Raw genomic sequence first — 14,471 nt, 5'->3', positions numbered from 1 at the left:
ACGTTCAAATCCCGTTTTGGCAATGTCCCAAAACCTAAAAAGCCTTCCTAAGATATCAAGAAGGCCTTTAAATATCGATTTTAACGGATCAGCTATGCCTCGGCATATGCTTCTATAGGGGCACAAGTACAAATCAAATTACGGTCTCCATAGGCATCGTCGACCCTTCTGACCGAGGGCCAAAATTTGTTTTCCGCGACGTAGGGTAAGGGAAAAGCTGCCTTCTCCCTACTATATGGAAAATCCCACGAATCACTGGTAACCATAGAAAGGGTATGCGGTGAATTTTTCAAAACGTTGTTGGCATCGTCGGCTTCAGCAGCATCGATTTCGCCTCTGATGGCGATCATTGCGTCGCAAAAACGGTCCAATTCCGCTAGATTTTCGCTCTCGGTAGGTTCAATCATGACGGTACCCGCCACCGGAAAAGAAACCGTGGGAGCATGAAAACCATAGTCCATCAATCGCTTGGCGATATCGGTCACCTCGATTCCATGTTGTTTAAAGGGCCTACAATCCAAAATCATTTCGTGGGCGGCCCTTCCTTTTTCCCCTGTGTAGAGTACCTCATAACTTCCATGCAATCGGTGTTTTATATAATTAGCGTTTAGAATGGCGATTTCGGTAGAATGGCGCAATCCTTCCTCTCCCAACATTTTGATGTATCCATATGAAATAAGGCATGCCAAAGAGCTGCCCCAAGGTGCTGCCGAGATGGCGGTAATGGCTTTTTCGCCTCCTGTTTTAACAATTGGGTTACCCGGAAGGAACGGTACCAACTGAGGCGCCACGCAGATAGGTCCGACGCCGGGTCCGCCACCGCCATGGGGGATGGCAAAGGTCTTATGTAAGTTCAAATGGCAAACATCTGCCCCGATGGTAGCGGGATTGGTCAACCCGACCTGGGCGTTCATATTGGCACCGTCCATATATACTTGTCCGCCATGGTCATGAATCAGTTGGGTTATTTTTTTTATGGAAGATTCAAAGACCCCATGGGTAGAGGGGTAGGTAACCATTAAGGCCGCCAGATTCTCGGAATGGGCCACTACCTTTTCCTCTAAATCGACCAAATCGATATTTCCTTTTTCATCGGTCTTGGTTACCACAACTTGCATGCCTGCCATCACGGCTGAGGCGGGATTGGTGCCGTGTGCCGAAGCCGGGATGATACAGATATTTCGATGTCCTTCATTTCTGGATTCATGATAGGCACGAATGGTCATTAGGCCTGCGTATTCACCTTGGGCACCGGAATTGGGTTGTAGGGAAGTGCCGGCAAAACCAGTAATCTCATTTAAGTCTTTCTCTAGCTCCCTTAACATGATTTGATATCCTTCGGCTTGATCTACGGGAACAAATGGATGAATGTTGCCCCATCGCGACCAGCTCAAGGGAAGCATTTCGGTAGCGGCGTTCAATTTCATGGTGCAGCTACCCAACGAAATCATTGAGTGGTTCAGCGCCAGGTCTTTCCGCTCCAATTTTTTGATGTAACGCATCAATTCGGTCTCGGAATGATAGGAATTGAAGACCTTATTCTGCATGTACGGGGAGGTCCTGCGAAGACTCGTTGAAAAGGCGGAAACGGTTGTCAAACCTTTTACTTCGATAGTTTCTTTTCCTAAGGCGATTGCAAAAATATCTACGATTTGTTGCACATCTTTCAGCGAAGTTGCTTCGTTGACAGAGATAGCGATGGTCGCCTCATCCACATATAGGAAATTTACCCCACGTGCTTCGGCCACCGGTTTTATGAGCTGCGTATCAACCTTTATCGAAAGCGTGTCGAAATAAGAGGTATTTCCCTGGTACAGTCCCAATTTTTCCAAGTGGTCTGCCAAAGTATGGGCCGTGGCGTGTACTTTTTCAGCGATGTATTTGAGTCCCTTTGGGCCATGGTACACGGCATACATTCCGGCCATGACAGCCAGGAGTACCTGTGCCGTACAGATGTTGGAGGTCGCTTTATCCCGTTTAATGTGCTGTTCGCGGGTTTGTAATGCCATACGCAATGCCGGATTGCCATCGGTATCCCTTGTTACCCCGATAATGCGGCCTGGGATATTTCTTTTGTAGGCTTCCTTCGTGGCGAAAAAAGCAGCATGGGGTCCACCATAGCCAAGCGGAATACCAAAGCGTTGGGTAGTACCTACCACCACGTCTACCCCGAATTCTCCGGGAGCGGTGAGTAGTGCCAAGCTTAGGATATCGGCCGCTACGGCAACCTTGATATCACGCTCTTTCGCTTTGCTGACAAAGTCCGCATAATCGAATAGCTGCCCTTGTTTTCCAGGGTATTGTAATAAGGCACCGTAAAAGTCGGTATCAAAATCAAACTCGGTATGATCGCCAATGACCAATTCTATACCAAGAGGAGTGGACCGAGTCTTCAAGAGCGATACGGTTTGGGGTAACACTTCTTCGGAAACAAAGAATTTCAAGACCTCATTTTTTTTCTGATCCCTGCTACGTACATCGAAGAGCATGGTCATGGCTTCAGCGGCTGCGGTACTTTCATCCAAAAGGGAGGCATTGGCCAGCTCCATTCCGGTCAAGTCGGTTACCACGGTCTGAAAATTCAGCAGGGCCTCCAAACGGCCTTGTGCAATCTCTGCTTGATAGGGTGTATAAGCTGTGTACCAACCTGGGTTTTCCAGAATATTTCTCTTAATAACCGAAGGAGTTATGCATTCATGGTAACCCAACCCGATATAGCTTTTAAAGACTTTATTTTTTTCCGAGAGCTCTTGAATGTGCTCTAAAAACCCATGCTCACTCATAGGGGCGTCGAGCCGTAACGGTTTCTTTAGACGTATCTCTTCCGGGATTGTTTCGTATATGAGTTGTTCCAAGTTTTCGACCTCTATGGTTTCGAGCATATGTCGATGATCTTCTTCCCGGATGCCGATGTGGCGCGATGCAAACACGTCAGTCTTCATAAAGCGAGCATTTTTTGAAATTAGTTGTGCAAAATTAGGCATTAATTGCCTTAAAATAATGGTATTATCGATGAACTGCCTCAAAGTTTTTAACCAAAATCAAGGGTTATAAACAGTTTGGCTACTTTTGTTTAATGAGGTGGCCGCGGCGTATTTTCAATTTTTATCTGGATGCCAGTATTCATGCGGCTTTGGCGGTTATTTGCCTACTGTACTGTACAGGGCTTTTGCTAAACATTTTGGTCGACAGACATCTTGCCTTTTTTTTGTTCTTTGGTTCGATAAGTTGCTATAATTTCATAAAATATGGGGTCGAGGCGGAAAAGTACATACGACTTGCGAACCCTTATCATAAAAGCATTCAGGTCTTTAGTTTCATGTGCCTTGCGATCGCTTTTTATCATTTCTATTTTTTAAATATAGAAACATGGCTTGGCATTGCTGTTTTGATGGTACTTACGGGGTTCTACGCACTACCAGTTTTACCAGGCTCAAAGAATCTTAGAAGCTTAGGGGTGCTCAAAGTGTTATTGGTTGCGGTGGTGTGGGCGGGAATTTCGGTATTGCTGCCCGTTGTAGCCGTGAAGGAAAGCCCCTCTTGGGATATTTTTATCGAGACCACCCAGCGATTCCTTATGGTTTTCGTGCTATTGGTGCCTTTTGAAATACGGGACCTGAGGTACGATGCCAAGGAATTGGGTACCTTGCCTCAACGGTTTGGGGTCATGAATACCAAACGTATCGGTATGTTGGCCATCTTGTTGTTTTTACTTTTGATTTTTTTCAGGGATGTGGTCATCCAATTCGAGTTACTAGGAAAATCGATAATGGCCTTCATGCTTGCAACAGCCCTTTTAATGACCCATAAAGATCAAAACCGTTATTTCGCCTCATTTTGGGTAGAGGCAATCCCTATAGGATGGTATGTATCGCTGTTGGTACTAAACGGGCGTGTTTAAATCCTACCCTTTAGTTGGGCTTTCATCCTTTTCTTTTCGACTTGCGAAAGACTATGAAGTTCGGCTTTTTCGCAAAGCGACGTAAGCTCGGTATTTTTTTTGGAGAACGCGGAACAGGTCTTGCACATAAAAAGATGAAATTTCAATTTCAGCTTTTCCATGAAAGTGGCTTCCCTATATTGGGTTTTGTTGCAGATGATGGTAGCTTGTTCGCAAGAAATCATATGTTGAACCAGTTTTGGTTAAGACACCCCATTAAAGCTGTTCTGGCCCTATGGATCATGACCCAAAGGTTGGACGGGTTAATGCCCAGCTCCTTACAAATATCTTCGGTACTAATTCCCTGAATAGTCTTCATGTTAAAGACCAAGGCCTGTTTTTTCGGCAACTTACCGATGCAATCGTAAATGGCAGAACCCAGTTCCTCGTTTTCGAGAGCGTCGTTTTCCAGTGTGCTAAAAGGGTCCGCAACCTGTTCTTCCATCCAGTCACCATCCGAATCACTACTGCTTCGATAGTTCATTCGAACCTCCGCCTTGCCTTTTTTGGAGTTGATTTTTCGGTAATAATCGATTACTTTACGTTTTAGAATAGCAATCAGCCAGGTGCGTTCTGCAGCATCCCCTTTAAAGTTCTTGGCAGAATTCAATCCTGCGAAGAAAGTCTCCTGTACCAGGTCCTTGGCAATCTCGGCATCACTAACTCTCCCAACGGCATAGTTAAATAGGTAATCTGCATAGTTGTCGACCCAATTATCGGGATGTAGCTCGTGCCGAATCATAGCGTTTTTTACAATTTTCAAAAGTAATGGAATTTTAACGAATATTCTTAATTTTGATACAAACCTGTTCTTATGAAAGCGCGTTACTTAGTTTATGTTTTAGTGTTGACGAATTTGGCTTGTGCACAAATAACGTCAAAATCCATCACGGAAGTTTCACAAAATGAACTCGAAAATGTTGTCTTGGTCGATGTCAGAACTCCGGAGGAGTTTTCGGCGGGACATCTGGACAACGCCCTGAACATCAACTGGTACGACGAGGATTTTGCGGAACAGTTCGAGGCAATCGATAAGAACGAGACTATCTATGTGTATTGTAAAAAGGGCGGCCGTAGCGCCAAGGCACAGGAAAAACTTCAATCGATGGGCTACCAACACGTAGTGAATCTGGAGGGAGGGTATGACGCCTACTTGGAAAAGACGTATTAGTTTGGTGCCGCAACCAAGTGCTCCTATACCGGACGATTTTGAAATCACGGGGCGTTTCTATGTCGACAAGCATGGTTTTAAGCTCAGGGACTTTTTGAATATCAAGAGGAGAAAGTCGGAAGTCAAGACCCCAGATTTGATGGTGGTGATGATGAATCCGGGAAGTTCTAGGCCGATGGATGGAAAAGACAATTGCCTGGAAGAGGTACCCGCAAAACCTGATAGCACCCAATACCAAATCATAAGACTTATGAACCAATGTAGGTTCAACTATGCCCGGATTTTGAATTTGTCTGATCTCAGAGAACCCAAAAGTACCATCTTTTACGGCATGATTACCGAACTAGACCAACGAAACCTTAACAAACACTCTATTTTCAGCAAAGAACGAACGAAGGATTTCGACACCCTTTTCGTAAAAGGTATTCCGGTGGTCTGTGCCTGGGGGGTAGATGAAAAGCTAAGCCATTTAGCTGCGATGGCAATGGAAAGAATCGCGGCTAGGAATATTCTTGGAAAGAAAAAGGAGGTGCCATACCCAGCATACTACCATCCACTTCCTAGAAAAAGAACAGACCGTGAGAATTGGTTGGTCGCAATCAGCGAACAGATATCTAGCTCGTGGGTGAAGTAATCTTTCGATAGTCGTTTGCTTTTTTTTGGAGTGATAGGAACGTGTTTCCTTAAAATCAAGGGATATCTCGACTTTTAGTTTGTTCCTGTAGTATTATTTGGTACACGTCAACAGATAGTATCCAAAACTTTGCATGTTCAGTTCGGCTAACAGGGCATAAAATGAGCCTTTTAAGTAGTGCAGGCTTTCCCGTTTAAGTTTTCGCCGACTAAAAGTTGTTTAAGAACAAAGCCCTTGATGGCAAAAGGTACGTGCAAGACCGAAGGTGCTACCCGAAAAGAAACATCTTCAATGGCCACTTCGGAAAACCCGACTTCTTTCAACTCCCTTTCAACTTGCTGTATAGCGACTAGTTTTTTGTGATGTTCTGGCTTTAAAAGAGCCTGTTTGGGAGGCCCCACGGGTACTGGGGCAGGTTGTATGAAATGATTATCGAGTTTCCACAAGGCCGTATGGATACCTGACTTCTATCAGCTTTTTTATCCCGAAGACCCCGTATCTTGAAGAATGGTCGGTGACACCATTTTAGCATATTGGAATAGGAGTAATACCCTTATGAAAAATACCCTCTGCTCTCCGCATATTGCCAATGGAATAACACATTTTTTTCCTGACGGGAAAAAAGAAGTGCTAGCTATACTGTGGAACATTACGGAACTACACAAAACATGGTTTAATAAAGATAGGAATCTATGTGAAGCCTTGATTCATAGGTATTGGGCACCACTGCTTTTCAGACCATGGCAAGCGGGCGATTTGTTCGTAGGTAGGGCAAAATTACCGGCCTTGGGTTTTACTCCGCAAGTATATACCAAGAAAGGTGGTTTTGGTTATTATATCGATACCGAGCAACTCGGAGAATTTGCAGAAGGCGCCTCGAAGAAGAACAAAGGCCGAATCCAAGATTTACTACGGTATTGGAAGAAGTATGACTCCACTGCGCTTACTAGGGCCAAATATCCTGCTTGGGTGTCACAACTTTTGCCAAGTGATGACTGGATCGAACAATCGGGCATCGCTTTTCCCTTGTATCGCATGTCGGGCGCCCAATTAGACTTCAAGAAACTCGTCACACTTGGTATATGCGGGCTAAAGGAGGAGGTAAGAAATGCCGGTAAACTTTCAAGTGGCGACCCGGGGTCGCTCTTCGATGCCATGTATATGGCTTTGGAAGTACTAAGCGAAGTGTGCTTGCAGTATGCAGATTACTTGAAGACGCTGAGCCTTTCCTCAGGTAAAACCATGGAGGCAATTGATCTGTTGACCGATACACTCGAACACATTGCATCGAAACCACCCAACAACTTTCATCAGGCGTGTCAGCTCAGTTTTTTGTATACCATCATTTCTGGGGCTCAGAACTACGGTAGAATGGACGACTATCTAGGAGACTTTTATGAGACCGATTTGGGGAAGGGTTTGATCGATGAAGAGACAGCGATACGGTATCTGCAATCCTTGTGGCGGCTCATGGATGCCCGCAAAACGGTCTATGACGGTCGTGTGATAATCGGAGGACGTGGAAGGGGGAACGAAAAAGCCGCCGATGCCTTTGCTTTGATCGCCATGGAGGCCTCTCGGCGAGAACGAACCGTGTTGCCCCAGCTTACACTTCGTTTCTACAAGGGTATGGAGCCAAGATTATGGCAAAAAGCAATGGAAGTACTGGCAACAGGCTATGTGTATCCCATGTTATACAATGATGAGGTGAACATTGACTCGCTTCAGAAAGCATTTGGCGTAAGCCGCGCGGAAGCACAGGACTATGTGCCCTTTGGTTGTGGGGAATATGTGCTGAACCATAAAAGTTTTGGCACCCCAAGTGGTGTCATCAATCTTGCGAAGGCTTTGGAGGTTACTTTGGATGGAGGTTTCGATAGGCGTACTGGGCAAAAAACAGGAATTCCCATCAAGTCGAACATTTTTTCCACTTTTGAATCACTGCTGGAGACCTACAAGAAGCAAGTTGAAAAACATGTGGAAGCTTTGGCACTTCAGCAAAAAATCGAGTACGAAAGTGCCGCAAACATGGCCCCGTTCTTATACTATTCTCTCTTGTTCGACGATTGTTTGGCCCAAGGAAAGCCGATTTTTGAAGGAGGGGTACGGCACCTCGGAGGCACCTTGGAATCGTACGGAAACGTCAATGCCGCAGATAGTCTTACAGCCATTAAACAACTCGTGTATGAAACTAAAAAGTTATCCCTAAAAACATTACGGACCATCCTAAAGGCCGACTTTAAAGGTTATGATAAGGAACGCCAATGGCTATTGCAGACCCCCAAATACGGAAACGACCATGAGATCGCCGATACCATGCTTTGTGAGCTACACGAACATATTTGTTTGACTACGAAGATGCGGGCAGCGAAAGTGGGGCTCGATTACTACTTAGTCGTCAATATCAACAACGATGCAAATACTGATCTTGGAAAGAATACCCATGCCTCGGCCGATGGCCGCAAATCGGGTCAAAGCCTCAATAACGGCAATGCCCCTTATCACGGTTCCGATACAAACGGAATCACAGCTTTATTGAATTCCCTACTAAAGCCGCGGACCGATATTCATGGAGGTGCTGTGCAGAACATCAAATTTTCTCAGGAGTGGTTTACCAAATATCCGCAGAAACTTCAAGCACTGTTGCAAGGTTATTTCGACAATGGTGGTGCGCAAGCCATGCTAACGGTGATCAACAGAAACGATTTGGAAGAGGCAATGAAGTATCCCGAAAAGTATGGAAATCTCATCGTGAGAGTGGGTGGATTCAGTGCTAGGTTCGTCGATTTGAGAAAAGAGACCCAACTGGAAATTATTGCCCGAACCTTATATTAAAAACGGAACATTTGAAAAAAAAAGGACTGGTGTTCGATATTCAGAGGGGTTCTATAACCAATGGCCCGGGAATTCGTACGACCGTATTTTTAAAAGGGTGTCCGTTGAACTGTGTTTGGTGTCATAATCCCGAGTCAAAATCACCACGAGTGCAGGTAATGCCCGAAGAAGACGAGGACACCAATCAGCTTACCAGAAGATGGCGTCGGGAAGTCGGGCAAGACAATCAATTTATCAACGACAGGTACGAGTTGAAAAACGTGAATGGGGAAACAGTCGCCAAAGAAGTCTATGGTCCTTGTTTACAGGAACAATTTTCAATAATTGGAAAGTGGATGGAGGTCGAAGAAATTATGTCTATTGTCCTCAGAGATCAAAAGTTCTATGGAAAAGAAGGCGGACTCACCCTATCTGGGGGGGAACCTTTTGCACAACCACAGTTTCTTCTCAGCTTATTGAAAGCAGCCAGGGATAAAGGCATTCATACCTGTATCGATACCGCTGGCTATTGTAATGACCGTTACCTGAAAGAATCGATTTCCGTAACGGATTTATATCTATTCGACATCAAATTGTTCGACGCATCGGAACACAAAAAATATACTGGAAAAGACAATAGCCGTATTTTAAATAATCTTCAACAACTACTGTCAAACGGCATGCTGGTGAGGGTACGTTTTCCGATCGTTCCCGGAATTAACGACAACCCCGATTTTTTAAAATCCATTGCGCATTTTTATAGCCAGAACCCCTCAATTTTGGAGGTTGAACTCATGCCTTATAAACGCTATTGGCTCGGCAAATATCCCCAATTGGTAAGCAACAACAACTTTCGGGATAAAAAGCCATTGGACCCGATAAAGCTTAACGAAATGGTTAAAAGACTAAATGGCCTTGGAATCCCGGTAATTAATTAAAGCTTCGAATGATTTTCAGGTATTTTTTTATAGGATAAGGCAACCTTTAACGTTTTAAGGTAAAATGACCCTTTATCGTTTTTCCGCTTTCCGGATCGGTATAACGGTACCAATAGTCACTCGAAGGAAGTTCGGTTCCATTATATCTCCCATCCCAACCCTCGGTAATATTGGGATCTAGTTGTTTCAGCAACTGCCCAAAGCGGTTGAAAATAGTCACTTTTATATCGCTTCCCGTCAAGGCCGAGATATTCCATATATCATTGTTGCCATCGTTGTTCGGGGTGAAAAACCTAGGAAGCGTTGTAGGTTCTATCTCCTGACAGTTGTTAGGGTCTACGGTGACTGTAAAGTTGTTTTCATCGAAGCAAACGAGGTTGCCTACCACCGTTTCGGTATAGACATACAAAATTTGGGTATTCGTGATAATTGTTCCGGATGCCAACAACTCCCCCTGTCCGCCTGGTTCGGTATAATAAAAATTATTGGCACTGAGTTCGGGTAGGGTATAATTACATTCCGAAGCATCAGGCAGTTGATCTGCTGGTACTACGGGCACGGTAATTAATCGAAATGTAGTTTCATCGGAACAACCAATATCATCTCCGACCCGTACGGTAATAATTTGTTCCCCTTCCGTAACACTGGTATAGGGGTTGGGTAGGGCAAGGGGATTCCCCATTTCATCAAAATAGGAAACTGGATATCCGGTTTGATTCCCTAGCACCTGTGCATCAATGCTTGCAAGGTCAATCTGAAACTCTGCAAAGCCGTCACTATTGGTGTCACAAGCGTAAAGATCATCGACAGGGTTTGCCGTCGGACCGCCTCCGGCATCAACGTTCAACGTAATTGGATTTCTTTCCAGGACAAGATCGGTGACGATAGCACTACTCACGCGACATGTATATTCACCCGAATCGGAGTTCTGGGGATTTGACAAAACAAGATTGGGCGTATCGGAATCAGGTATTGGTGTTCCATCAAAGAACCATTCGTAACTATTCGCATTACCGCTGACAGTGGTGGTCAAGGTAATCTCTTGGCCGGGACAGATACTCACATTTTGGATGTCGTCTACAGGCCCTTGTGGATTATCGCTGAAAACTGTTAAACTAGGGCTACTGTAGTAGGCGAATTCGTCCTCAAAATCCCCAAATTCGAAAAAATTATTATCAATGTATAAGGAGGGCGTACCGGCAAAACCTGTAAAAAAGAAACTCGGGATATCTCCTTCGAATGAATTGTTGGCTATGTCAACAATGGTCAGCATGGTCCATTGGTTTAAAGAAGCAGGAAGCGTTCCGGTCAATTGGTTATCGGAAACATCAAAAACGTCCATTCCCGTGATATTTCCCAAACTATTGGGTATGCCTCCTGTGAGTTGATTACCGCCAAGGTCTAACCATCCCAGTGCCGTCAAATTGCCCAATTCCGGAGGTATGTTACCGGTAAATTGGTTCTCTCCAAGGTCTAATACATCCAAATTACCTAGACTTCCAAAAAACATAGGTATAGTGCCCCCCAATTGGTTGCTGTTCAGAATCAATCTTTCCAGGTTTATGAGATTCGAGAAGGTTCCGGGTATTTCGCCAGAAAATAAATTTCGTCCCATCCTAGCGTCCATTAGGTTTGTAAGGTTTCCAAATGTTTCGGGAATCGGTCCCGAGAGCGCGTTGTTCGATATAAATATCTGGGTTAGATTACCGAGGTTGCCAATCGCATCCGGTAGAGGGCCTGTCAAGTTGGGATTGCCTGAAATCGCTAGTCCCTCCAGGAAGGGGAGGTCTCCCAATTCATCCGGCAAGGTTCCGTTGAGATTATTTCCACCTCCAGTGAATATACCTCCTGGAGTAACGTAGTCATATAAATTGATATCGACCACGTTCCCGGCAGCATCCGTTGTTATACCATACCAAGTATCCAACGGCATCATCGATCCCCAGTTGTCGTTGCGCAACCAGTTGGGACCATCGGTCGCATTGTATAAAGCCATTAATGCATCCCTATCGGTTTGGGCAAATAGCAAGCCGCCAACGGAAAGCACTAACAGCCAAAACAATTTTATCTTACACATCTATATCACATTTAGAAAGTGTGGTTAAGATGGCTTGGCGTTGTACGGGGTATTAAAAATACAGTTTTTTTTAAAACCTACTCCGTCCTAAAGAAGCTTATCGATAAAATACCCAACCATCACTAGTAAAGGTAAATGGGGTACTGGCATTTGCTTCTGAATTGGATAAACCTTTGGCCAGATTTAATTTGGTTTTATCTTTATGGTTGTTCAAATATGTTGGAACTATCCGGTTTTTAACAGACCGGCCCGTTCGAGTAGTGCCTCCACTTTGGGTTCTGCTCCACGAAATCTTTTGTACAGTACCATAGGTTTTTCGGTACCACCCTTTGATAGTACGTGCTCCTTGAACTTTGTCGCTATTTCTTGGTTAAAAATACCTTTTTCCTTAAAGAAGGCAAAGGCATCGGCATCCAATACTTCGGCCCATTTATAGCTGTAATACCCAGAGGAATAACCTCCTTGGAAAATATGGGAGAAAGCAGTGCTCATACAGGTTTCGGCAGTTTCCGGATAAAGCTGGGTTCCCTCAAAAGCCTGTTGCTCGTATTTCTTAACATCTGTAATACCGGTGGGGTCGGTTCCATGCCATGCCATATCCAGCAAACCAAAGCTCAGTTGCCGCAAAGTGGCCATCCCTTCTTGAAAGGTAGCGGAATCCTTGATTTTTTGGATTAATTCCATTGGAATGATTTCTCCGGTTTCATAATGCTCGGCGAATAGTTCCAGAGCCTCTCGCTCGTAACACCAGTTTTCCATAATCTGACTGGGCAATTCCACGAAATCCCAGTATACCGAAGTACCCGATAGGCTGGGATAGATAGTATTCGCCAGCATGCCATGTAGCCCATGCCCAAACTCATGGAACAAAGTCGTCACTTCGTTAAAAGTCAAAAGGGAAGGTTTGCTAGGGGTCGAGGGAGTGAAATTGCATACGTTTGAAATATGCGGACGCACATTATTTCCGTCGACCATGAACTGTGGTTTGTAGGAGGTCATCCAAGCCCCACCACGCTTTCCAGGTCGAGGGTGAAAATCGGCGTAGAAAATCGAAATGAAATTCTTTTTTAGGTCATATACCCTGTAGGTCTTTACTTCTTCGTGATACTTTTCGATATCGAACACCTCCTCGAATTGTAGTCCGAATAATTTTTCGGCAACCTTGAAAACCCCGGTAATTACGTTTTCCAGTTTAAAATAAGGTTTCAATTGCTCATCATCAAGATTGAAGATTTTTTTCTTTAGTTTTTCGGAATAGTAGCTACCATCCCATTTTTCGAGTCGGTCGATTCCGTCCAACTCCCTGGCAAAACCCTCAAGCTGTTGGAACTCCCTTTGTGCTGCCGGTTTTGCCTTTTCCAAAAGCTCGTTCAAAAAATCGTGCACCTTTTCGGGCGTTTCCGCCATGCGCTCTTCGAGTACGAAGTGGGCGTGGGTTTCATAACCCAGCAATTGTGCGCGTTCATGGCGCAGGTGGGCAATACGCAATACGTTTTCCTGATTGTCGAGCTCGTCGCCGTGAAAACCCTTGCTGCCAAAAGCCAACGACAACTTTTTTCGAAGTGTCCTATTTTTTGCGTATTTCATAAAAGGCACATAGCTTGGATAGTCTAGGGTAATCATCCAGCCGTGGTCCTTTCCTTTTGCTTTTGCCCGTTGGGACGCCGCTTCCTTTTCTCCCTCGGGAAGCCCGTCAAGGTCCGCTTCATCCGTAAGATGCATTTGGTATTTGTTGGTCTCGGCCAAAACATTTTCACCGAACTTTAGTTTTAGCTTGGCCAATTCAGCATCGATTTCACGTAGGCGCTTCTTTTTTTCTTCTGGCAAGTTGGCCCCATTGCGGCTAAAACTTTTATATTTTTTATCCAACAAGGTTTGCTGCTCGGTGGTCAAATTAAGCGAATCGTTTTGGTCATAGACTGCTTTCACACGTTCAAAAAGTGTCGTATTCAAAGTAATGTCATTGCTAAACTCCGAAAGTAAGGGCGATACCTCTTGGGCGATGCGTTGTATTTCCTCATTGGTCTCGGCGGAATTCAGGTTAAAGAACACGCTGGAAATACGATCCAGTTGGTAACCCGCAAACTCCAGCGCCTCCACGGTGTTTTCAAAGGAAGGGGCTTCCGGATTGGTGGTGATCGTATCGATTTCTGCCCGGGCATCGTCCATGGCTTGGAGGAAAGCAGGTTTGAAATGTTCGTTTTTTATTTTTGAAAATGGAGCGGCATCAAATTTTTCTAAAAGGGGATTCATGTTGAAAGTTCAAATGTCAAGTTCAAATGTCAAGTTCAAATGTAAATTTAAGAACAAACCCTGGGTTTGTTCAAAGCTTTAATAGTTAAGGTTTGTAAAACAATGGAAAATTTTTCTTGTCGACCGTCTATTAGTTACTGCCTAGTGCTAACTATTCACCGACTTGGCTCCCTCGATGACCTTTTGCTTTAGGCCTTCTTTGTACAGCACAATCTTGTCCATTACACATTTATCGCTGCTCCCGATAATCTGGGCGGCGAGGATACCCGCATTTTTGGCCCCGTTCAAGGCGACCGTAGCAACGGGTACGCCCCCTGGCATTTGTAAAATGGAAAGTATGGAATCCCACCCATCAATGCTGTTACTACTCTTAACAGGTACCCCGATGACCGGCAAGGGCGACATGGAGGCCACCATCCCGGGCAAATGGGCTGCACCCCCCGCTCCGGCAATGATAACGGCATAGCCATTTGTATGCGCATTTTTGCTGAAAGTGAATAATTTTTCCGGGGTTCTGTGTGCCGATACGATGTCTACATCGACCTCGATATCAAAACCCTTCAATATATCAATGGCTTCCTGCATTACGGGTAGGTCACTGGTACTTCCCATGACTACGGCTACTTTTTTCATACACTTCGAAG

11 protein-coding genes are annotated in these 14,471 nt (G+C 44.8%); 5 read left to right on the top strand and 6 right to left on the bottom strand.

Annotated features, from left to right (window positions below):
- Positions 1-92 precede the first annotated feature (92 nt).
- Positions 93-2,942 carry an aminomethyl-transferring glycine dehydrogenase gene (gene gcvP / locus FK220_RS02950; protein ID WP_152572782.1) on the bottom strand — a complete coding sequence of 950 codons (2,850 nt, stop codon included), beginning with the start codon at positions 2,940-2,942 and terminating at the stop codon, positions 93-95.
- A 134-nt stretch (positions 2,943-3,076) separates the two neighbouring features.
- Here gcvP and FK220_RS02945 point away from each other — a divergent pair, with 134 nt between their 5' ends.
- Entirely contained in the window at positions 3,077-3,901 is an 825-nt protein-coding gene (locus FK220_RS02945; protein ID WP_152572781.1) for a hypothetical protein, read from the top strand.
- Between the two features lie 220 nt (positions 3,902-4,121).
- Here FK220_RS02945 and FK220_RS02940 read toward each other — a convergent pair whose 3' ends face one another.
- Positions 4,122-4,682 (bottom strand): sigma-70 family RNA polymerase sigma factor, encoded by a 561-nt coding sequence (locus FK220_RS02940; RefSeq protein ID WP_152573637.1) that lies wholly within the window; start codon positions 4,680-4,682, stop codon positions 4,122-4,124.
- 72 nt (positions 4,683-4,754) lie between these two features.
- Between FK220_RS02940 and FK220_RS02935 the strand changes: the two genes are divergently transcribed.
- On the top strand, positions 4,755-5,111 hold the full coding sequence (locus FK220_RS02935) for a rhodanese-like domain-containing protein (RefSeq protein ID WP_152572779.1): 357 nt from the start codon (positions 4,755-4,757) through the stop codon (positions 5,109-5,111).
- Entirely contained in the window at positions 5,083-5,745 is a 663-nt protein-coding gene (locus FK220_RS02930; protein ID WP_152572778.1) for a DUF1643 domain-containing protein, read from the top strand. The genes FK220_RS02935 and FK220_RS02930 overlap by 29 nt, the downstream gene beginning before the upstream one ends.
- Positions 5,746-5,915: 170 nt before the next feature.
- On the opposite strand, the gene FK220_RS02925 is transcribed toward FK220_RS02930, so the two are convergent.
- The gene (locus tag FK220_RS02925; protein WP_152572777.1) at positions 5,916-6,191 is read right to left on the bottom strand and encodes a hypothetical protein; all 276 of its coding nucleotides are present in this window, start codon (positions 6,189-6,191) and stop codon (positions 5,916-5,918) included.
- A 109-nt stretch (positions 6,192-6,300) separates the two neighbouring features.
- Here FK220_RS02925 and FK220_RS02920 point away from each other — a divergent pair, with 109 nt between their 5' ends.
- Both FK220_RS02920 and FK220_RS02915 read left to right on the top strand, forming a co-directional pair.
- Complete coding sequence (locus tag FK220_RS02920) at positions 6,301-8,580, top strand: pyruvate formate lyase family protein (protein WP_166204749.1); 2,280 nt, start codon at positions 6,301-6,303, stop codon at positions 8,578-8,580.
- 11 nt (positions 8,581-8,591) lie between these two features.
- Positions 8,592-9,497 carry a glycyl-radical enzyme activating protein gene (locus FK220_RS02915; RefSeq protein ID WP_166204747.1) on the top strand — a complete coding sequence of 302 codons (906 nt, stop codon included), beginning with the start codon at positions 8,592-8,594 and terminating at the stop codon, positions 9,495-9,497.
- Positions 9,498-9,543: 46 nt separating this feature from the next.
- Here the strand turns inward: FK220_RS02915 and FK220_RS02910 are convergent, their stop codons facing one another.
- From FK220_RS02910 to purE, 3 genes are all read right to left on the bottom strand, one after another.
- On the bottom strand, positions 9,544-11,574 hold the full coding sequence (locus FK220_RS02910) for a T9SS type B sorting domain-containing protein (protein WP_152572774.1): 2,031 nt from the start codon (positions 11,572-11,574) through the stop codon (positions 9,544-9,546).
- 225 nt (positions 11,575-11,799) lie between these two features.
- Positions 11,800-13,827 carry a M3 family metallopeptidase gene (locus FK220_RS02905; RefSeq protein WP_152572773.1) on the bottom strand — a complete coding sequence of 676 codons (2,028 nt, stop codon included), beginning with the start codon at positions 13,825-13,827 and terminating at the stop codon, positions 11,800-11,802.
- A 147-nt stretch (positions 13,828-13,974) separates the two neighbouring features.
- Positions 13,975-14,460 carry a 5-(carboxyamino)imidazole ribonucleotide mutase gene (gene purE, locus FK220_RS02900; protein WP_152572772.1) on the bottom strand — a complete coding sequence of 162 codons (486 nt, stop codon included), beginning with the start codon at positions 14,458-14,460 and terminating at the stop codon, positions 13,975-13,977.
- Positions 14,461-14,471 lie beyond the last annotated feature (11 nt).

This window comes from Pelagihabitans pacificus (genome assembly GCF_009371985.2).
Lineage (GTDB): Bacteria > Bacteroidota > Bacteroidia > Flavobacteriales > Flavobacteriaceae > Pelagihabitans > Pelagihabitans pacificus.
This window is presented reverse-complemented; position numbering and strand designations above follow the sequence as displayed.